Source organism: Nitrosomonas sp. (assembly GCF_043753625.1).
Lineage (GTDB): Bacteria > Pseudomonadota > Gammaproteobacteria > Burkholderiales > Nitrosomonadaceae > Nitrosomonas.
On record NZ_JAYUWI010000025.1, the window covers coordinates 1 to 21,785 of the forward strand.

At 45.5% G+C, this 21,785-nt stretch carries 19 protein-coding genes and 1 pseudogene; 10 read left to right on the top strand and 10 right to left on the bottom strand.

All coding sequences use genetic code 11. The features are described 5' to 3' along the window. Positions 1-83: 83 nt before the first annotated feature. Positions 84-1,097: pseudogene (locus ACH10T_RS02310) on the top strand (IS110 family transposase). A gap of 769 nt (positions 1,098-1,866) precedes the next feature. Continuing rightward, the gene (locus ACH10T_RS02315; protein WP_394807725.1) at positions 1,867-3,117 is read left to right on the top strand and encodes a serine hydrolase; all 1,251 of its coding nucleotides are present in this window, start codon (positions 1,867-1,869) and stop codon (positions 3,115-3,117) included. A 64-nt stretch (positions 3,118-3,181) separates the two neighbouring features. Here ACH10T_RS02315 and ACH10T_RS02320 read toward each other — a convergent pair whose 3' ends face one another. The 10 genes from ACH10T_RS02320 to gyrA form a co-directional block, all read right to left on the bottom strand. Then, positions 3,182-3,730 carry a FecR domain-containing protein gene (locus ACH10T_RS02320; protein WP_394807726.1) on the bottom strand — a complete coding sequence of 183 codons (549 nt, stop codon included), beginning with the start codon at positions 3,728-3,730 and terminating at the stop codon, positions 3,182-3,184. Between the two features lie 126 nt (positions 3,731-3,856). Then, a complete protein-coding gene (locus ACH10T_RS02325; RefSeq protein ID WP_394807727.1) occupies positions 3,857-4,027 on the bottom strand; it encodes a hypothetical protein in 171 nt (56 codons plus the stop codon). A 401-nt stretch (positions 4,028-4,428) separates the two neighbouring features. Continuing rightward, positions 4,429-4,911, bottom strand: coding sequence for a hypothetical protein (locus ACH10T_RS02330; RefSeq protein ID WP_394807728.1), 483 nt, complete (start codon positions 4,909-4,911; stop codon positions 4,429-4,431). Positions 4,912-4,920: 9 nt separating this feature from the next. Then, a complete protein-coding gene (locus ACH10T_RS02335) occupies positions 4,921-5,808 on the bottom strand; it encodes a prephenate dehydrogenase (protein ID WP_394807729.1) in 888 nt (295 codons plus the stop codon). Between the two features lie 21 nt (positions 5,809-5,829). Next, positions 5,830-6,846: a 3-deoxy-7-phosphoheptulonate synthase gene (gene aroF / locus ACH10T_RS02340; RefSeq protein ID WP_394807730.1), complete on the bottom strand. Its 1,017-nt coding sequence runs from the start codon at positions 6,844-6,846 to the stop codon at positions 5,830-5,832. Further along, entirely contained in the window at positions 6,843-7,961 is a 1,119-nt protein-coding gene (hisC, locus tag ACH10T_RS02345; protein WP_394807731.1) for a histidinol-phosphate transaminase, read from the bottom strand. Before hisC ends, aroF begins: the two co-directional genes overlap by 4 nt. A gap of 84 nt (positions 7,962-8,045) precedes the next feature. Beyond that, on the bottom strand, positions 8,046-9,116 hold the full coding sequence (pheA, locus tag ACH10T_RS02350) for a prephenate dehydratase (RefSeq protein WP_394807732.1): 1,071 nt from the start codon (positions 9,114-9,116) through the stop codon (positions 8,046-8,048). A 46-nt stretch (positions 9,117-9,162) separates the two neighbouring features. After that, the gene (locus ACH10T_RS02355) at positions 9,163-10,359 is read right to left on the bottom strand and encodes a 3-phosphoglycerate dehydrogenase family protein (protein WP_394807733.1); all 1,197 of its coding nucleotides are present in this window, start codon (positions 10,357-10,359) and stop codon (positions 9,163-9,165) included. Continuing rightward, positions 10,352-11,443, bottom strand: a complete 1,092-nt coding sequence (gene serC / locus ACH10T_RS02360) for a 3-phosphoserine/phosphohydroxythreonine transaminase (protein ID WP_394807734.1) — start codon at positions 11,441-11,443, stop codon at positions 10,352-10,354. The genes ACH10T_RS02355 and serC overlap by 8 nt, the downstream gene beginning before the upstream one ends. 56 nt (positions 11,444-11,499) lie before the next feature. Beyond that, complete coding sequence (gene gyrA / locus ACH10T_RS02365; RefSeq protein ID WP_394807735.1) at positions 11,500-14,070, bottom strand: DNA gyrase subunit A; 2,571 nt, start codon at positions 14,068-14,070, stop codon at positions 11,500-11,502. A 296-nt stretch (positions 14,071-14,366) separates the two neighbouring features. Here gyrA and ACH10T_RS02370 point away from each other — a divergent pair, with 296 nt between their 5' ends. From ACH10T_RS02370 to ACH10T_RS02405, 8 genes are all read left to right on the top strand, one after another. Further along, entirely contained in the window at positions 14,367-15,527 is a 1,161-nt protein-coding gene (locus tag ACH10T_RS02370) for an aspartate aminotransferase family protein (RefSeq protein ID WP_394807736.1), read from the top strand. Between the two features lie 47 nt (positions 15,528-15,574). Further along, positions 15,575-16,501: an ornithine carbamoyltransferase gene (gene argF / locus ACH10T_RS02375; protein WP_394807737.1), complete on the top strand. Its 927-nt coding sequence runs from the start codon at positions 15,575-15,577 to the stop codon at positions 16,499-16,501. Positions 16,502-16,564: 63 nt separating this feature from the next. Continuing rightward, on the top strand, positions 16,565-17,785 hold the full coding sequence (locus ACH10T_RS02380; protein WP_394807738.1) for an argininosuccinate synthase: 1,221 nt from the start codon (positions 16,565-16,567) through the stop codon (positions 17,783-17,785). 59 nt (positions 17,786-17,844) lie between these two features. Further along, positions 17,845-18,330, top strand: a complete 486-nt coding sequence (locus ACH10T_RS02385; RefSeq protein WP_394807739.1) for a YajQ family cyclic di-GMP-binding protein — start codon at positions 17,845-17,847, stop codon at positions 18,328-18,330. A gap of 266 nt (positions 18,331-18,596) precedes the next feature. Next, positions 18,597-18,974 carry a 30S ribosomal protein S12 gene (gene rpsL / locus ACH10T_RS02390; protein WP_394807740.1) on the top strand — a complete coding sequence of 126 codons (378 nt, stop codon included), beginning with the start codon at positions 18,597-18,599 and terminating at the stop codon, positions 18,972-18,974. Between the two features lie 67 nt (positions 18,975-19,041). Next, complete coding sequence (rpsG, locus tag ACH10T_RS02395; protein WP_394807741.1) at positions 19,042-19,512, top strand: 30S ribosomal protein S7; 471 nt, start codon at positions 19,042-19,044, stop codon at positions 19,510-19,512. Positions 19,513-19,573: 61 nt separating this feature from the next. Further along, a complete protein-coding gene (fusA, locus tag ACH10T_RS02400) occupies positions 19,574-21,664 on the top strand; it encodes an elongation factor G (protein ID WP_394807742.1) in 2,091 nt (696 codons plus the stop codon). A gap of 31 nt (positions 21,665-21,695) precedes the next feature. Then, positions 21,696-21,785 (top strand): GTP-binding protein (locus ACH10T_RS02405; RefSeq protein WP_074720022.1); only part of this gene is annotated, 90 nt, incomplete at its 3' end.

A 21,785-nucleotide genomic window follows, 5' to 3' on the forward strand; every position in this document is an offset into this window, starting at 1 on the left:
AAGCTTGATTGCATCGCTCTATTCCATATCTATCAATAGGATGCATTTGATCAAACCTTTATGACCAAAGTCGATGTGATCGAATAAATCAGTGTTTCCTTAGTTTGCACGGAGTGGATGCGCAAGGCAAGGTCAGGTTGAAGAAGGCTGCTTCGCGCGGCAAGTTGCCGGAATGTTTCGCCAATATGCCGCCATGCGTGGTTGGCTTGGAAGCCTGCACCGGCTCCCACCACTGGGCACGAGCACTGCGTGCTCAGGGGCACGATACCCGTATCATTGCTCCGAGATTTGTCATCCCTTATCGCAAGAGTGGTAAAAACGATGGCAATGATGCCGAAGCCATCTGTGAAGCGGTGGGTCGATCTGCTATGCGCTTCGTGCCGGTCAAGTCAACCGAACAACAAACCAGCCTGTGTCTGCATCGTATTCGGCAAGGCATCGTTGCCGAGCGTACTGCGCAGATCAACCAGATACGCGGGCTTTTAAGCGAATTCGGTCTCATCATGCCAAAAGGCCGTTATCCCGCGCAACGTCATATCCCGGATATCCTTGAAGACGCGGACAATGATTTGCCCGCATTGGCTCGCCGCCTGCTTAATGACGTCTGGCAACGCATTTTGCAGCTCAACCAGCAAATACTCGACTACGGCCGCGGAGTTGAGTCGCTAGCCCGGCAAAGCGATCCGGCACAGAACCTGATGAGTATCCCTGGCATCGGTGCAATTACCGCCACAGCTTTGGTAGCCAGTACGGGCGATACGAAACAATTTCGCAGCGGACGGCAATTTTCGGCCTGGCTCGGGCTTACCCCGCGCCAATACAGTATCGGCGGCAAAACCCGGTTGGGACGCATCACCAAACAGGACGATAAATACTTGCGTACGCTGCTTATCCACGGTGCCCGTGCAGTACTAGCGACCCTCAAGGACAAACAGGACGCATCAGTTGCTGGCTGCGCGAACTGATTGGCCGACGCGGCTACAAACCGTGCGACAGTTGCACTTGCGGCGAAAAACGCGCGCATCATCTGGGTGCTGCTCACTCGCAACGGAAGTTACAAGTTACAGTCTACAGAAACGGCTGTAGCTTCATATTAGGCCGATAAACTGTTTAGCAAGGAGAAAAAGCAGAGTACCGCATCACTGTACAGGCAATGGATGACAAAAGGGTCAAATTCGGGTGCCGAAGTCTGTTTAACAGAATGGCCAATAAGGCCGATCAACGAATGAGACCGGCACCCCAGCGAATTTTCATCAAGGCCAGGGCAACGCCCGCAAACAGGCCGTATGTAGAGCTGCAGTTTATTCCTTAATCAATATCCAAAACCTTGCTTTGATAGGAAAGTCCATGTATGCCTGTTAATGCCAGAGAATCTTATCGATGTGGTTGGGGTGAAATGTGAGCCAGTGATGGATGTGGAAAATATTCATGCAATCATGCTCGGTTGAGCCTAATATGACTATGTGACAAGCGGAGAAACTGGTGATAACAGAAAATACTTTTTAGATAGAGGAAAATATGCTATTTATTGCTGGATACTGGGATAAGTTAAGGTACTAGAATATTCAGTAAGGAAAAACAGCAAATAATTGAAGATATTCTAGAAGCAAAAAATAGTGTAAAAAATAAATCAAAGTTTTTGAATAATAAGAACAATATGTTTAGATCTGTTTAGCCTGTAAGATTATGAAAATAGAAGAATATAAAGATAATCATCAAGAGATGAAAAAGTGATAAATAAAAAAATAAGGTAGCAATAAGTGCTTGGTGTTGCCCTCTGGTAGGGAAGTTGTATCAGGTTTAGACAAGATAACCATGCCGATCATCGTTTCTTCATCTTGACTAATATTCAGAAAGGATAGTTTTATGTTTACTTTGAAGCGTGTAGTAAGAAAAGAATTTCTTGTTCTTGTCGCTTTGTTATTTTTGTTTCTAGTCAATCAGGCACAGGCGAATTCCCGCTATTCCTCTATCGTAATCGATGCGGATACTGGCGAAGTACTGCACGAATCCAACGCTGATGCCACCCGTTATCCGGCTTCGTTAACCAAGATGATGACGCTCTATATGCTGTTTGAGGCGATTGAACAACATAAGATGACCCTAGATACCCGTATGAAGGTGTCGATTCATGCGGCATCCATGCCGCAGACGAATATCGGTTTGCGCACAGGAGATAGTATCAGCGTGCGGGAGGCGATTCCGGCACTGATTGTACGTTCTGCCAACGATGTGGCGGCAGTGGTGGCGGAAGCATTAGGCGATAGTGAAGCTAATTTTGGCCGTATGATGACCGATAAGGCACGCAGACTCGGTATGCATTCCACTACCTTTCGCAATGCTTCCGGTTTACCGAATGGAGAACAAAAGACTACAGCTCGGGATTTGGTAATTTTGTCGACACGATTAATGAAAGATTTTCCAAAGCACTATCATTATTTTTCAACCCAATCATTCAGCTACAAGGGCACCACTTATAACAGTCATAACCGTATGGTGCGTAATACCTCGGGAGTGGATGGCTTAAAAACCGGATTTATTCGCGCTTCTGGATTCAATGTAGCTACCTCCGCCAAGCGCGGTAATCGCCGCGTGGTTGCTGTGGTGATGGGCGGACAAACTGCGGTCGCGCGTGATCAACATATGGCGCAGTTGCTCGATCGTAGCTTTAACCAGGGGCATACGACTCATGTTGCCAGCAATACCGGGAATATCCTTACCGCTCCGGCTGTTAAAGTCGTAAGAACCAGCGTCTCGGTACCCGCTCCTGATCCTAAACCTAAACCTAAACCATTTTTCGCTCTGGAAAAGAAAGTTGAACCAGCTATCCGAACGATAGCCAGTGCGCAGTCACAACTACAGCTACAAAAAGTTGCTATGCAGATGAATGACGATTGGGCGGTGCAGATAGGCTCTTATCACGAGCCTGATCGAGCTCATGCCCATGCGCAGATGGTTGCCCGTTGGATACCGGGCGAAGTGGTCGTAACCGAAGTCGAAATCAACAACCGTAAGCTGTATCGGGCGCGGCTGGTTGGCTTGCAGGAAAGCCAGGCACGGACAGCCTGCCAGAATTTGACCCGGCAGGGGCTGGAGTGTCTGGTGGTGAAGTCATAGGGTCAGCCTGCGGACCTATGTTTGATGGGGTGGCACAAGCTCAGATTTACTGATCCTCCGGAAATTACTGATCAAAGCGCCAAGGCGCAATGTCGTGCTCAATAATGAGGCTGTGTTTTCTGATGCGGGCATCATCAAATTCAGCTTGTTCAAGCGCATTGATCTGATAAATACCGGAAGCGACTTGGATTTTGATGTGCCCATCCGCAACGGCGATATGGCCACTACCATCCTTTTGCATCTGGACACTAAAGCGGGTTCCAGTATTTTTAATGATGGCATTGCCGACCTTGACTTCAAGTTGATTGGTTGCATTCTTCTTGATGTCAAAATAAACACTACCCTTGAACAATTCGACTTGCACTGGCTGACTTTCTTTTACCGCAACAGAGCTGCGGATATCAAGTGCCATGTTGATATCGGGTGCTATTGCTGTGGCAAGCTGTGTTTCCGATTTTGTTTCATAAAACCGCACGCTATGCGGTTTGCCAAAATACCAGGTCATCATACCCAGCAACACACAAACGCTCATAATCGCGCAGTGCAGCGAGAAACGCCGCCAACTGAAAACAAAAGTAAAGGGTTGTATAACGGGTGGTTCAGGTTTTTGCATCTGAGTTCAACGAAGTAAAGTTCGAAAGCAGAAATTATATACTGATAGCAAAAATTCTTTTAGCCTGAATCTCATGGCAAAGTATCTGCTTCTTTATTTTTCTGCGGTTCCTGCAGGAATTTCAGTTTAGCCTGAAAAGTACGGATTGAGCTTGGCGCTGGCGGCGAGAAGTTTTACCCCGCTGCCAAGTTCCCCGACAACCTCATAGTCATCGTTGTTGAGTAACGCACGCAAAACACTGCGAATGGAAATGGAATCATCCACGATGAGAATGCGGAGTTTGTTTTGTGTTTGCATCATCATCCTCGAATTTTCCGCTGAAAAGATTTCTTTCTTTGCAGAGATTGTTATGTCAGAGAATTGAGGTATACGACACTTTATGCCTGGAAGTTAAAGCGTTGTTACATAATCCTGGGTAACCTCAGGATTATGCATATGTCAAGCGCGAATTTCTCTTATTCTGTCTCCAGTCTTCTGTAGAAGATAATCGCTATTTAAACCATAAGATCCAGAAAAGAAGGGGATAACGAAGAGTGTAGTATGCTGATCTAGGCGAACCCAATAAAAACGCCTTTTATTCTCAATTTTACTCCCAGGAGAAGGAGATACATCTTCGTACTGTATCGTAGCGCTATTTTCGCTATTACTGCCAAAAAAAAGGAAAAAATCCCTTAAATAACTTACTCCAGTACAAACGATTAATTTAGGCTGTTTTTCTTTTCTAAGCTTGGAGAAATAAGGGGATCTATTGATAAAGCACCAAGTTTGAAATAAATGTTTCTCATCAAATCCAGTAATTTTTTTAACCTATGCGTATGCCAGAGCGCTGAATCTGTAGAATCGAATGCTATCGGATATAAATTGAGCTTAAATATCTCAGAACCATCCCACTTCTTTGACACAAACTTAGAGTAATTTTCGACATTCTCCCCATCTATTGCAGAATAAAGTTTCGCGAAACTCCGACCAAACGGATAAGTAATGCTATCTTTCCAATCATAAATATTTTGCTTTGGTGTACATGCACCATTTTCAATTTCTTTCGGCAGCGTCTCCGTGTAATAATCGCCTTTGCTTCCTCCACCCCATTCTATGCCACATAGCCAGGTGTCAGCATCAATGTTTCCTCCGTCGCACCCAGATAAGGAGCATGCCCATTCTTTGAAATTATTTGGAATCATTAGCTTCTCCTAATTTTTATTCTTCAACCAGTTTTCCCTGACACTCCGCGCTTGAGAAAAAGATTTTTCCAGTACCCCACCGTCATTATTTTTCAGCATTTCCTGTAAGGCTTTCAATTCATTCTGATACGCATCGATCTGCTCAAGCAGTGCCTCACGGTTCGCCAAACAAATATCACGCCACATTTCCGGGGAGCTGCTAGCGATGCGGGTGAAGTCGCGGAAGCCGCTGCCTGCGAAGCGGAGCAGGTCTTCTGGATTGCTGGTGCTATGATGAAGGTGATTCATCATGGTGAATGCCAGGATATGCGGCAAATGGCTGGTGGCTGCGAGCACTTGGTCGTGCTCATTGGCTGGCATCAGTGAGACTTGCGCGCCGCAGGCTTGCCATAATTCGCTGACTCGCTCGACAGCATCCATGCTGGTTTCCGGCAGTGGGGTTAGGATGACGTGTTTATTGCGGTACAAATCGGCCTGAGCAGCTTGTGCACCACTTTGTTCCGTACCGGCGATAGGGTGGCCGGGCACGAAGTGGTGCCGGTTTTGCATCGGAAGATGGTGGCGTGCTGCGGCGATGACATCCTGCTTGGTGCTGCCGGCGTCGGTGATGATCGTGTTGGCTTGCAGGTGCGGGGCGATTCTCTCCATGATGTGGGCGGTCTGGCCTACCGGCATGGCGAGGAACACTAGGTCCGTTTGATACAAAGCAGAAGTCATATCGGCGGCTATTTCATCAATGACACCACACTCTACAGCACATTGCATATTTTGCTTGCTGCGTCCGACCCCAACGATATGCTTGACCAAACCTGCTTTACGTAGCGCCAGAGCAAATGATCCGCCGATCAAGCCGACACCGATGATGACCAGTTTGTTGAGGATCATGGTACTTGTCATGAATTTAACCAGTGTTTCGTGTTACAGAGTGCGTCCGATGACTTCGGCGATACCTTTTAATGTTCCCATCAGATCCTTCAGTTCCTGCGGATTCAGCGCCTGATCAGCATCGCACCAAGCTTCGCACGGATTTGGATGCATTTCTATTAGTAAGCCATCCGCTCCTGCCGCAATGGCTGCGCGTGCTAATGCCGGTACCATCCAAGCTTTGCCGCCGGCATGCGAAGGATCAATGATAACCGGCAGATGGGTTTCGCGTTTGAGAACCGGCACGCAAGTGACATCCATGACATTGCGGTAGGCGGTTTCAAACGTACGAATGCCGCGTTCGCAGAAAATAATATTATGGTTACCGCCTGCTGCGATATATTCAGCCGCCATGAGCCATTCGGAAATGGTGGCGGATAAGCCGCGCTTCAAAATGACCGGTTTGTTGATGCGACCGACTTCTTTTAGCAGGTCAAAATTCTGCATGTTGCGCGTACCGATCTGTATGACATCGACATCATGTTCGAGAAAGGTATCGAGCATGCGTACATCCATCAGTTCGGTGACAATTGGCAGGTTGTATTTGTCGGCTGCCTGACGGAATATGGCCAGACCATCGACGCCTTTACCTTGGAAAGTGTAAGGACTGGTGCGGGGTTTGAAAGCGCCGCCGCGCATCAGGCGGCAACCGGCCGCCGCGACTTGCTGTGCGGCCAGATCCATTTGTTCTTGTGTTTCGACTGAGCAGGGGCCACCGATGACTTGTACTTGCTTGCCGCCGACCGGAATGCCGCGTACATCGATGATCGAGTCTTGTTTGTGCGATTCGCGCGAAACAATTTTGTATTGTTTGACGATGTGCATGGAGTATTCAACGCCTGGCATGGAATCAAATGACTCCGGATCAAGTTTGCTTTCATCGCCGATGGCACCGATGACTATGCGGTTGGTGCCGCGTGAAATATTGACTTCGTGACCCAAGTCTTGGATTTTTTGCACAACTGCACCGATTTGTTCCTCGGTAACCTCTTTATTCATGACGATAATCACGCTAATTCTCCCATTGCATACTCAAGTGATTCCAGGAATCGTTTATTTTCGGATTCTAATCCAACTGTAACCCGAAGGTGGTGTGGCATTTCGTAAATTCCCAGAGGGCGTACAATGATGCCTTGTTGCAAAAGGCTCTGATAGACTTTCGGCGTATTGGTCGCATCGCCTTTAATGCGAAAACTAATGAAATTTCCATATGAAGGAATAGTTTCAATGCTTAATTTCCGGAATCCTTCGGTGAGTTGTAACATGCCTGCGCGATTAAGAGCATACGATTTTTGTACAAATTCAGCATCATGCAGCGCGGCCAGTGCACCAACCAGACCAATGCTACTGACATTAAACGGCTGACGTACGCGATTCATTAGGTTAGCCACGTCGGGATGTGTCAGTCCATATCCGACGCGCACACCGGCGAGGCTATAAATCTTGGAAAAGGTGCGTGTGATCAGCAAATTGGAAAATTGTTTCAACCATTTGATGCTGTCCGGCTTGTTGGCTTCGGGCAAATATTCGTTATACGCTTCATCCATAACGACCAGTACATCGCGGGATACGCGCTCCATAAATCGTAGTAAATCGTCGGCGTTGGATAATGTGCCGGTGGGATTGTTGGGGCTGGCAATAAATACGATACGTGTTTCCGGTGTGATGGCATCCAGCATGGCGGGCAGGTCATGGCCATAATCCAGGGCGGGTACCGATATGCCATTGGCGCCGATCATTTGTACTACCAATGGATAAACCGCGAAAGCATGCTGTGAATACACCGCAGCTGCGCCGGGTTTAAGAAATACGCGCGCGGCGAGATCCAGAATATCATTGGAACCATTGCCTAATATGATTTGCTCTGGAGCAACGGCATAACGTTTGGACAATGCGGCTTTTAATTCATAACCGCTACCGTCCGGATAGAGTGCGACATCATGCAATGCATTAATCATGGCATCCAGTGCGAGCGGACTGGTTCCCAGTGGATTTTCATTGGATGCCAGTTTGATGACACACGACTCATCCAGCTCCATTTCCCGTGCCAGCTCAGAGATAGGTTTTCCGGGTTGATAAGGCTGAATGGAGCGGATATATTCTGGAGCAAAGTCACAAAGATTCATAAAGTTAAGTTTGTTAGCGATTGAGAAAAGAATATACAGCGTTTAATAAGGTTGATCGGATGACTACTCAGAGACAACGAATAACTATGTGGCCGGATAAGATCCCAGGATTTTTAGGAAAGCTGCTTTTTCACGTAACTCTGTCAATGCGGCTACTACATTTTCATCTTGTTGGTGTCCCTCAATATCAATAAAAAACACATACTGCCAGAGGCCGGTGCGTGATGGACGGGATTCCAGGCGGCTCATGCTCACGCCATGCTGCGCCAGTGGCTCCAGCAATTTATAGATAGCCCCGGAACGGTTATTGGTCGACAGGATCAATGAGGTCTTATCCTTTCCTGAGACATCCACGATTTGTCTGCCGATGATCAGAAAACGCGTGGTATTTCTCGGATCGTCCTCAATGTTTTCCGCGCAGATACTGAGTCCAAATAGCTCTGCTGCTCTTTTGCTTGCCACTGCTGCTGCTTGCTTGTCAGATGCTGCCTGCCGGGCTGCGTCGGCATTGCTGACGGTATTGATAAATGCAGAATGAGAAACGTGCGGTAAGTTGGTTTTTAACCAGTGATGGCACTGCGCCAATGATTGTGGGTGCGAGTAAATTTTGTTGATTTGTGACAATTCGGTTTGCTGTGCCATCAGAAACTGATGTACGGGCAGTTGAATTTCACCGCAGATGGCTAGCGGCGTATGTAACAGCAAATCCATGGTTCTGCCAATCGCGCCTTCAGTTGAATTCTCAACGGGCACCACGCCATAATTTGCACTATCCGATTCCACTTTGCGAAATACTTCGTCGATCGAATCACAGGCTACTGTTGTGATGGCGCTACCAAATCGCTTTAATGCGGCATCTTCAGAAAAAGTACCATTGGGACCCAGGTAAGCCACGCTCATGGGTTTTTCCAGGGCGCGGCACAGTGACATGATTTCAGTAAATAACTGTTTGATATGTGTACTGCTGATGGGGCCGGGATTTTGTTTCTGAATGCGCGCTAATATTTGCGCTTCCCGCTCAGGACGATAGACGATACCGATTTTTTTTATCTTACCGATCTGTTGTGCAAGGCCAGCACGTTTGCTTACCAGCTGGAGTAATTCGTCGTCAATGGCATCAATCTGATCGCGTAGTTGTTTGAGTTGTTCAGACATGGGTGGTGAGATATTGGCTTAATGATAATTCATCAAAATTCAGATTTTATCTGGGAAGTGGCAGGTAGCGTGCCATTAATACACCGGTGATCCCAGCAATTTCATCTACGACATGCTGTGGTACCGGACTGTCTACATCGACTAGTGTATAAGCCATCTCGCCACGTGATTTGTTGATCATGTTATGAATATTCAATCCGGCCTTGGCCATACTGGTAGAAATCTGCCCCAGAATGTTGGGTACATTGGCATTTGCTACCGCGACCCGGTAAGGGGATTCCCGCTCCATGTAGATATCAGGAAAATTAACCGTGTTCGTGACACTGCCGTTTTGCAGATGATCCATGAGCTGATTGACCACCATGATGGCACAATTCTCTTCCGCTTCCAGTGTCGAAGCACCGAGATGCGGCAAGGTGATCACTGCTTTTTGGTGCTGCAATTTTTGACTGGGAAAATCACAGACGTAGTATTTTATTTTGTTAGCGGAAATGCCCGCTAAAATAGCATCCTCATCGACGATGGCGCCGCGCGAGAAATTCAATAGAATGACGTTCGGATTCATCATTTTTACATGTTTCTCATCAATCAGGTGACGCGTAGAGTCCAGCAACGGAATATGCACGGTGATAAATTCGCTATGGCGGAGCAAATCTCCCATGCTGTGCGCCTTTCTTACTTCTGCGGATAAACTCCAGGCTGAGTCGACGGTAATCTTTGGGTCATATCCGATGACCTTCATTCCCAGTTTAATCGCTGCATTAGCTACTAGCCGGCCAATTTCACCCAAACCAATGATACCCAATGTACGGCCCGGTAATTCGATGCCGGAAAAGCGTTTCTTCTCACTCTCCGCTTGCCTGCTTAGCACCGCATCATCACCTTGCAAATTGGCTACAAATTGCAATGCCGGAACCAAGTTACGTGCGGCTAAAAACATGCCGGCGAGAACCAGTTCCTTAACCGCATTGGCATTGGCTCCTGGTGTGTTGAATACTGGAATACCACGGGCATTCATATCTGGCACAGGAATGTTATTGGTACCGGCACCCGCCCGTCCGATGGCCTTAACACTGCTGGGAATTTTCCAGTTCAGCATATTTTGCGAACGTACCAGAATCGCGTCCGGTTCAGCAACATCGTCACCTACCTGATAGTAATCTTCAGGAAAGCGATCGAGGCCGAGGGGAGAAATCTGATTAATGGTAAGAATCTTAAAGATTCTATCTTGATTTTCAGGCATGCTGGCTAGCAAACTCCTTCATAAACGCTGCCAATTTTGCCACACCCTCCATCGACATGGCATTATATATTGAGGCGCGCATGCCGCCCACTGAGCGATGCCCCTTCAGTTGGATTAAACCATTGTTTTCGGCCTGTTTGAGGAACGTGTCATCCAGTCCAGAGTTTTTTAACGTGAAGGGCACGTTCATGCGTGAGCGATCGGGTTTAGTCACTGGGCAATGATAAAAGTCGGTGTTATCCAGCAAGTCATATAACAGATTGGCTTTGGTGATATTAATTGTTTCCATCGCCGCTAGTCCGCCTTGTGTTTTCAGCCACGCGAATACCAGTCCGGTAATGTACATGGCATAAGTCGGCGGCGTGTTGTACATCGAATCATTTTTAGCATGAATCTGGTAATCGTAAAGCGTCGGCGTGCCTGCTATCGGCATGCCCAGTAAATCTTCGCGTACAATGACGAGTGTTAATCCGGCCGGCCCCAGGTTTTTCTGCGCGCCTGCGTAGATCAATCCAAAACGTTTGACATCCAGAGGTCGTGACAAGATATTGGATGACATATCGGCTACCAATGGAATATTGTTTTCCACAGGAATTTCTGGGATCCAGTTAAACTCGACGCCGCCGATAGTTTCATTGCTGGTGTAATGAACATAGGCTGCATCCGAATTTAGTTGCCATTTGTCTTGTGTGGGGACATAGGTAAAATTGGCCTCTGCAGAGGAAGCGGCGACATTAACAGTGCAATATCGGTTGGCTTCCTCAATTGCTTTTGTCGACCATTGGCCGGTATTGATATAGTCCGCTTTCTTTTTGCCGCGGAGCAGATTCATCGGGAGCATGGAAAACTGGCTGGAAGCACCACCTTGCAGAAATAAGACTTTGTAGTTTTGCGGTATTCCAACCAGTTCGCGTAAATCGCTTTCAGTTTGCTTAGCAATGGCCATAAATTCCTTGCCGCGATGGCTCATTTCCATGACGGACATGCCACTACCATGCCAATCCAGCATTTCATCACGTGCTTGCTGCAGGACTTCCCTGGGTAGAACCGCGGGTCCTGCACTGAAATTGTAGATTTGATCCATTAATTTTTTCGGATAATTATTCTTTCGTGACGAGGGGGTAGGCAGTTCGTCTGACTTTAATCATCACTATCACAGTTACTATCGCTGTCTTCGCTCTCTACCACTCTTTCCAGGCCAGCGAGTTTCTCGCCCGCATCCAGGTTAATCAAGGTAACCCCTTGTGTGGCACGGCTCATTTCCCGCACTTCATTGACACGGGTACGGATGAGTACGCCACCGGAAGTGATTAGCATGATTTCATCATCTGGTTTGACTAGTTTTGCTGTGACAACTTTGCCGTTACGTTCACTGGTTTTGATAGCAATCATGCCTTGCGTGCCGCGGTTATGGCGTGTGTATTCGCTGATTGGCGTACGCTTGCCATAACCATTTTCAGTCGCCGTTAATACAGTGAGTTCTTCATTTTCAGCAACCAGCAAGGAAATTACTTTTTGTCCGGTACCGAGTTTCATACCACGCACGCCACGGGCGGTTCGTCCCACTGGACGTACATCATTTTCACTGAAGCGCATGGCTTTTCCGTTGTCTGAGAACAGCATGACATCGTGTTTTCCTTCGGTCAGTTCAACGCCAATCAAATAATCGCCTTCATCCAGTCCGATGGCGATAATGCCATTATTCCGCGGACGGGAAAATTCTGACAGGGGTGTTTTCTTGACGGTTCCAAAAGAAGTAGCCATAAATATATAGCGGGTTTCATCGAAAGCTTTAACGGGCAGAATTGCGTTAATTTTCTCGCCTTCTTCCAGTTGTACCAAATTAATGATTGGTTTGCCACGGGATAATCGGCCACCTTGCGGCACTTCATAGACCTTGATCCAGTACACACGACCCAAACTTGAAAAGCACAGAATATAGTCATGGGTGTTAGCGATGAACAGCTTGTCTATGAAGTCATCTTCTTTGGTGCTCGTTGCCAGCTTGCCGCGTCCGCCACGTTTTTGTGCGCGATATTCATCGAGTAATTGAGATTTAATATAACCGCTGTGCGACAGTGTGACGACGACATCCGCTGGTGTAATTAAATCTTCCATGCTCAAATCGTGAGTATCGACAATAATTTCACTGCGGCGTTTGTCACCAAATTGCTGTTTGATTGCATCCAGTTCTTCAGTGATGATGCTGGTAATACGCTCTGGGTTAGCCAGAGTACTAAGATAATCAATGATTTTTTCTATGACTTCCTTGTATTCTTCGACGATTTTTTCTTGTTCCAAGCCGGTTAGGCGTTGCAAGCGTAATTCCAGAATCGCTTGCGCTTGTGCATCCGATAAACGGTAACCTTGAGCCTTTAAACCAAATTCTTCACCTAACCCATCCGGGCGTAATGCGTTGGCATCTGCCATAGCGCGCGATAGCATTTCCTCAACCAATTGAGAGCGCCAAACTTTTGTCATAATCGCATCTTTGGCAACAGATGGTGTTGGCGCAGCTTTTATCAGCGCGATGATTTCATCGACATTGGATAAAGCAACTGCCAGACCTTCCAATAAATGCCCGCGTTCACGCGCTTTCTTCAGTTCGAAAACAGTGCGCCGCGTGACAACTTCACGGCGATGGCGCAGGAAAGCATCCAGTATCTGCTTTAAATTCAGCAGGCGCGGCTGGCCATCCAAGAGTGCCACCATGTTCATACCGAAGGTATCTTGCATCTGTGTTTCTTTATACAAGTTATTCAGAATGACTTCAGGTACCTCGCCACGCTTCAGTTCAATCACGACACGCATGCCTGATTTATCCGATTCATCGCGTAAATCAGAAATGCCTTCAATTTTCTTGTCGCGAACCAACTCACCAATACGGATTAGTAAATTAGCTTTATTAACCTGATAGGGAAGTTCATCGACGACGATGCATTGGCGACTGCCTTTTTCCATGTCTTCAAAATGAGTGCGGGCACGCATAACAACACGACCGCGGCCTGTGCGGTAACCATCCCTCACTCCGGAAATACCATAAATAATACCGGCTGTTGGAAAATCCGGAGCTGGGATATACTCAATGAGCTCATCAATACTTATATCGGAATTTTTCAGTAAGGCGAGGCAGGCTTCTATAACTTCATTTAGATTATGTGGCGGAATGTTGGTCGCCATACCTACGGCAATGCCTGAAGAGCCGTTGATCAGTAGATTGGGAATTTTGGCGGGCAGTATAAGCGGTTCTTTCTCAGAATCGTCATAATTGGGACCAAAATCCACTGTTTCTTTGTCAAGATCAATAAGCAATTCATGGGCAATCCGCGACATGCGGATTTCAGTGTAGCGCATCGCTGCGGCATTATCGCCATCCACCGAACCAAAGTTACCTTGTCCGTCAATTAACATGTAACGCAAGGAAAAGTCTTGCGCCATGCGAACAATCGTGTCATATACTGCGGTATCGCCGTGGGGATGGTACTTACCGATCACATCGCCCACAATACGTGCAGATTTTTTGTAAGGCCTGTTCCAGTCGTTAGAAAGCTCATGCATGGCAAACAATACGCGCCGATGTACCGGTTTTAAACCATCACGCACGTCCGGCAGGGCGCGGCCGACAATGACGCTCATGGCGTAATCAAGATAGGAACGCCGCATCTCCTCTTCAAGGCTGATGGGCAAAGTTTCCTTAGCAAATTGATTCATATCTTATGATTTTTCTGAGAAACAACGGGTTATGATGCAGAGGTGTATCTTCTTAATATTAATATTAAGTATAAGAAATTTATAAATCAACTCATTCTAACATGCTGTCATCGTTTCTCAGGTAACTTTGACGTATAAAAGTTGCGATAATAAGTAGATCTTTAAAGAAAAAAAGCTTGAAAAAGCAGAATAAATAGGTAAACATAATAGCTTTTCTAACTTTTCCTAGCAGATAGGGTAGGGCACTTAATTGAATTTTCCATCTGAAATGCGAGTGTAATGTCGTGCCTAATTTAATGAATACCTACTCACGGCTACCCGTTACCTTTGTTAAAGGCGAAGGCGTATGGCTGTGGGATGATCAGGGTGAGCGGTATCTGGATGCACTGGCTGGTGTTGCTGTGTGTGGATTGGGGCATTGTCATCCAAGATTAACTCAAGCGATATGTGAACAGGCCAAAACACTGATTCATACTTCTAATCTTTATCATATCGAAAAGCAGGAACGCTTGGCGGATCGCTTGATTGAGTTATCAGGAATGGATAATGCATTTTTCTGTAATTCCGGTGCAGAAGCTAACGAAGCAGCGATAAAACTGGCCCGACTGCATGGACATAATAAAGGGATTTCAATCCCCACTATTATTGTCATGGAGCGTTCATTTCATGGCCGTACGATGGCAACTTTGACGGCAAGCGGGAATCGCAAGGTACAAGCTGGGTTTGAACCTTTGCTGTCTGGTTTTGTGCGCGTTCCTTATAACAGTATGGAAGCGATTACACAGGTTGCTGTGAATAATAAAGATGTCGTTGCGGTATTGGTAGAACCTTTTCAGGGTGAAGGTGGTGTTAATATTCCTGAAGCGCATTATCTACAGGAGTTACGGAGTTTGTGTAACCAATATGGCTGGCTTCTGATGCTGGATGAAGTACAGTCAGGGATCGCACGGAGTGGAAAATGGTTTGCGTTTCAACATAGTAACATTATGCCGGATGTTATAACCCTGGCTAAAGGCCTGGGGGGTGGCGTAGCGATTGGTGCTTGCTTAGCAAAAGGCATGGCTGCAGAAGTCTTCAAACCGGGTAATCATGCGTCCACCTTTGGCGGTAATCCACTGGCTTGCGCTGCTGCGATTGAAACACTGAGTGTGATTGCCGATGAGAATCTTCTTGATCATGTGACAAAGTTGGGCGACTTCATGCGTGATAGACTGAAAAGGCAATTGGCAGATATCACGGGAGTTGTGCAAGTCAGAGGCCAGGGTTTGATTGTTGGCATCGAGCTTTCAGTACCTTGTGGCGAATTGGTAAAGAAAGCGTTGGAAAATAAGTTATTAATCAATGTGACATCCGATAAAGTGATACGTTTGTTGCCTGCATTTGTGATGCAACAAGGTGAAGCTGAACGAGTTGTTGATACGACTTGCCTGTTAATAAAGGAGTTTTTGAATAACTAAAACAGATTATCTAAGTAATATATCTCTGATTAGTTATTTATCTCGTTATGCAATTTAAGCATTTTCTGCAATTCAATGATTTTTGCCGTGAAGAATACGAGTATTTATTTGAGCGTACTCGCTGGATAAAGCAGGAGTTCAAGCAATACCGGCAATACTGGCCTTTGAGTGACCGTACGCTGGCGATGATATTTGACAAAAATTCGACACGTACGCGCTTGTCATTTGAAGCAGGTATGCATCAATTAGGCGGTGCGGCAATCTATTTGTCAACGCGGGATACGCAACTGGGACGAGGGGAGCCAGTAGAAGATGCTGCACGGGTGATTTCGCGTATGGTCGATCTGATAATGATTCGTACCTATGAGCATGACATTATTAAGCGCTTTGCGGAGAATTCAAGAGTGCCGATAATCAATGGCTTAACCGATGAATATCACCCTTGTCAGATTATGAGTGATATTTTTACGTATATTGAATACAGAGGCAGTATAGAAGGCAAAACCATTGCGTGGATTGGTGATTCCAATAACATGTGTAATACCTGGTTGCAGGCAGCTGAGATTTTTAATTTTAAAGTACAGGTATCAACGCCTCCTGGCTATGATATTAATCCTGAGCGAATAGGATTAAGCGGTACAACACATTATGAAAAGTTTGCCAATCCCCACAAAGCGGTGATTGGTGCGGATCTTGTTACTACAGATGTGTGGACCAGTATGGGATTTGAATCAGAAGCTGAGCAAAGAAAAAATGATTTTGCTGAATTCTGTGTTGATGAGGAGATGATGTCTTTGGCTAAAAACAATGCATTATTTATGCATTGTTTGCCGGCGCATCGCGGTGAAGAAGTCAGCACCGCAGTCTTGGATGGGCCGCAATCAGTTGTATGGGACGAAGCAGAAAACAGGCTGCATACGCAAAAAGCACTGATGGAATATTTGCTGTTGGGTAAATTAGATGCTGGAAGTTAAGTTTGTATTTTAAAATCAATGATTGAAGTGTTAAATCGCAGCTGTACGAGATAAAAAAGCATAATGAAAAAAATTAATAAAGTGGTTCTGGCCTTCTCGGGAGGTTTGGATACTTCAGTAATCTTGAAATGGTTACAGGATACCTATCAATGTGAAGTTGTGACATTTACTGCTGATATCGGACAAGGAGAGGAGGTTGAGCCAGCGCGAGCAAAGGCAAAACAACTCGGTGTCAAAGAAATTTATATAGATGATTTGCGTGAAGAGTTTGTACGTGATTTTGTATTTCCTATGTTTCGAGCTAATACGATTTATGAAGGGGAATATTTGTTGGGTACTAGCATAGCGCGCCCATTGATTGCAAAAAGGCAAATTGAAATTGCCAATGAAACAGGGGCAGATGCAGTTTCGCATGGCGCAACGGGTAAAGGGAACGATCAGGTACGGTTTGAACTGGGTTATTATGCGCTGCAGCCAGATATTCATGTGATCGCACCTTGGCGTGAGTGGGATTTAACTTCAAGAGAGAAGCTGCTTCTCTACGCCGAACAACATGGCATTCCGGTTGAAATGAAAAAGAAAGCTGGGTCACCTTACAGTATGGATGCAAATCTTTTGCATATTTCCTACGAAGGCAGGATTCTTGAAGACCCAGCGGCAGAGCCGGAGGAATCAATGTGGCGCTGGAGTGTCTCGCCCGAGAAAGCGCCGGATGAACCTGAATATTTGGATGTGGAGTTTAAGCGTGGTGATGTTGTCGCACTGAATGGCAATAAATTATCACCAGCGAGTGTACTAGAGAAGCTCAACCAATTGGGTGGAAAGCACGGAATAGGTAGACTGGATTTGGTTGAGAATCGCTATGTTGGTATGAAGTCTCGCGGGTGCTATGAAACGCCCGGAGGAACAATTTTATTGCGTGCGCATCGTGCTATTGAGTCGATAACTTTGGATCGAGAAGTAGCGCATCTAAAGGATGATTTGATGCCACGCTATGCAGCCCTGATTTATAATGGCTATTGGTGGAGTCCGGAACGTAAAATGTTACAGACTATGATTAATGACAGTCAGGGAAAAGTGAATGGATGGGTGAGATTGAAATTGTATAAAGGGAATGTCATTGTAGTAGGAAGAGATTCCCGTACTGATTCATTATTTGATCCAAATATTTCGACCTTTGAAGATGATGCGGGTGCTTATAATCAAAGCGATGCAGCAGGATTCATAAAACTAAATGCTTTAAGGTTGCGTATTGCAGCTGGAGTTGAAAGGAATAAAAATTAAGATCTTCCAGGTAGCGCGGTGCAAGATCCGAATCAATTGCCTTAGTTAAGAGAGATAAAATGCCAACATTTGATATTGTCTCAGAAGTTGATAAGCAAGAAATCAGGAATGCAGTGGACCAAGTAAATAAAGAGGTGAACACTCGATTTGATTTTAAGGGGTCCGATGCGAGGGTTGAGCAAGCTGATTATCAGCTAACAATGTTTGCAGATGATGAATTTAAGCTGGAACAAGTATCCGATATTCTGATGGTTAAATTGACGAAGCGTAATGTGGATGTGCGATGTCTGGACAAGGGGCAGGTTGATAAAATAAGTTGCAATAAAGTAAAGCAAGTAGTGACAGTTAAAACAGGACTTGAAACAGAGCTAGCTAAGAAAATTGTTAAGTATATTAAGGATAGTAAGCTTAAAGTACAAGCGAGTATTCAAGGGGATGTAGTCCGCATATCAGGAGCAAAAAAGGATGTGCTGCAGGAAACGATACAATTAATAAAAAAAACAATTGACAATTTTCCGCTGCAATTCCAGAACTTTAGAGATTAATTAGATAGATGATGCAGAATGAGGTCTATTAAAAATCATTGGCATGTTTTAGAAATTAAAATCGTATTAGTAAAATGGGGCATGACTATCCATGTTTGTCTTGACATGAAGCAATAAACCCAATAGAATCCGCTCTCTTTTTTGCCGCATCTTGGATGAAATATGAAGGTGCTAAATTGTTAATTGCTAGCGCCTTAGTAAATAAATAAAATCAGCAAATAGTACGTGGGCGGCTAAAAACCGTCCCAGTTTTTTAGGACATAGAAATGCCGACAATTAGTCAGTTAGTTCGAAAACCACGCACCGCTAAGCGAGTTAAAAGCAGCGTTCCAGCATTAGAGAATAGCCCACAAAAAAGAGGGGTCTGCACAAGGGTATACACGACAACGCCAAAAAAACCGAATTCAGCATTGCGTAAAGTTGCAAGGGTTCGATTAACTAACGGATTTGAAGTGTCAAGCTACATTGGTGGAGAAGGGCACAATCTTCAAGAACACTCGGTTGTGTTGATCCGTGGTGGTCGCGTAAAAGATTTGCCAGGTGTGCGATATCATACAGTTAGAGGTAGTCTGGATACAGCAGGTGTGAAAGATCGTAAGCAAGGTCGATCAAAATACGGTTCGAAAAAGCCAAAAGCTGCGTAGAAGATAGAATCGGTGCTGTTTTTGTTGATAGATAAAAATATGTTGCGAAAGGTAATGGGGTTGCATAATGCCAAGACGTAGAGAAGTTCCAAAGCGTGAGATATTGCCAGATCCAAAATATCACAATGTAGAATTAGCAAAATTTGTTAATGTTCTAATGACTCGTGGTAAAAAATCAGTAGCAGAGAGGATTATTTACGGAGCGTTAGAGCATATAGAAAAGAGAACTGGCAATGATCCATTGGAAGTTTTTACACAAGCGTTGACTAATGTCCGTCCAATAGTGGAAGTTAAAAGTCGTCGAGTGGGCGGCGCAAATTATCAAGTGCCGGTTGAGGTGCGATCAGTGCGCCGCAACGCTTTGGCCATGCGATGGCTTAGAGATGCGGCCAGAAAAAGAAGTGAAAAATCAATGGATGCAAGACTGGCCGGTGAGTTAACAGAAGCAGCTGAAGGACGCGGAGGGGCAGTAAAGAAACGAGAAGAAGTGCATAGAATGGCTGAATCAAATAAAGCATTTTCTCATTTCAGGTTTTAATTGACAGAATTTTATGTATTAAAATCATTCGTAAATCGAATCAATTGTAAGGCATTTGACTGTGGCAAGAAAAACACCCATTGAGCGCTATAGAAATATCGGTATTATGGCGCATATCGACGCTGGCAAGACAACGACTACTGAGCGTGTGCTCTTTTATACTGGCGTGTCGCATAAATTAGGTGAAGTTCATGATGGCGCGGCTACCATGGATTGGATGGAGCAGGAGCAGGAAAGAGGGATAACAATTACCTCAGCTGCCACAACATGTTTCTGGAAAGGGATGGCTGAAAACTATCCAGAGCATCGAATCAATATCATAGATACACCGGGTCACGTAGATTTTACCATTGAGGTTGAGCGTTCGCTGCGTGTTCTAGATGGAGCGTGTACGGTATTTTGTGCGGTCGGTGGTGTGCAGCCGCAAACCGAAACGGTTTGGAGACAGGCAAACAAATATAAAGTTCCTCGTTTGGCGTTTGTAAACAAGATGGATCGGTCGGGTGCCAATTTCATGCGCGTGTATGAACAGATTAAAGCGCGTCTTAAAGCAGTGCCTGTGCCAATACAGTTGCCGATAGGTGCGGAAGATAAGTTTGAAGGGGTTATCGATTTAGTCAAGATGAAAGCCATTTATTGGGATGAGGAAAGTCGTGGCACTAAATATGAGGAACGTGATATACCCTCAGAGTTAAAAGCAGAGGCGCAAATATGGCGAGAAAAGATGCTGGAAACAGCGGCAGAAGCAAATGAAGAATTGATGAACAAATATCTTGAAAATGGAGACTTGGGGGCTGCAGATATTAAAAGTGGTTTGCGGGCGCGTACTATAAATAATGAAATAGTGCCCATGATGTGTGGGTCTGCCTTTAAGAATAAGGGTGTGCAAGCTATGTTGGATGCGGTTATAGATTATATGCCGGCACCCACGGATGTCTTGGCGATACAAGGCGAAACTGAGCGTGGTGAGCCGGATAAAAGAATGGCTGATGATAACGAGCCTTTCTCGGCATTGGCATTTAAGATTGCAACCGATCCATATGTAGGGCAGCTAATATTCTTCAGAGTTTATTCGGGGGTTGTTGTATCGGGTGATACAATCTATAACCCGGTCAAAGGAAGAAAAGAAAGAATTGGCAGGATACTTCAAATGCACGCAAATCAGCGTGAAGAGATCAAGGAAGTCCGGGCTGGAGATATTGCGGCAGCAGTGGGTCTGAAAGATGTCGTTACCGGAGATACCTTGTGTGACCCGCAAAAAATAATCACACTGGAAAGAATGGATTTTCCTGAGCCGGTCATTCATGTGGCAGTTGAGCCAAAGACGAAAGTGGATCAGGAGAAAATGGGTATTGCACTCAATAGATTGGCTCAGGAGGACCCTTCGTTCAGGGTACGAAGTGATGAAGAGTCGGGACAGACAATTATCTCTGGTATGGGTGAATTGCATCTCGAAATCATTGTCGATCGTATGAAAAGAGAATTTGGTGTAGAAGCTAATGTAGGAGCACCTCAGGTTGCTTATCGTGAAGCGATAAAGAAACAAGTTGAAATAGAAGGGAAATTTGTGAAGCAATCAGGGGGGCGCGGACAGTATGGACATGTATGGCTGAGGATGGAGCCAAATGAAACTGGAAAAGGTTTCGAGTTCATAGATCAAATAAAGGGTGGCTCAGTGCCGCGAGAATATATACCTGCAGTTGAAAAGGGATTATTGGAAACGCTGCCAAGCGGTGTGTTAGCTGGATATCCGGTGGTGGATGTAAAGGTTATACTTTTTGATGGGTCATATCATGATGTGGATTCTAATGAGAATGCATTCAAAATGGCTGCTTCAATAGCATTCAAGGACGGAATGCGTAAGGCAAATCCGGTGTTGCTAGAACCCATGATGGCGGTTGAGGTGGAAACACCGGAAGATTTTATGGGAAATGTTGTCGGAGATTTATCGTCAAGACGTGGCATGATCCAAGGTATGGAAGATGTGCCGGGATTCAAGGTAATTCGAGCTGAAGTTCCGTTAGCAGAAATGTTTGGATATTCTACGGCGTTGCGTTCAGCTACTCAAGGCAGAGCAACTTACTCAATGGAATTTAAGCATTATTCTGAAGCTCCTAAGAATGTAGCAGAGGCAATAATAAATAAGAAATAATTGAATAGAATAGAGTGTAAAGGAATGAGTCATGGCAAAAAGTAAATTTGAGCGGTCGAAGCCACACGTAAATGTTGGTACGATAGGACATGTTGATCATGGGAAGACGACGCTGACGGCG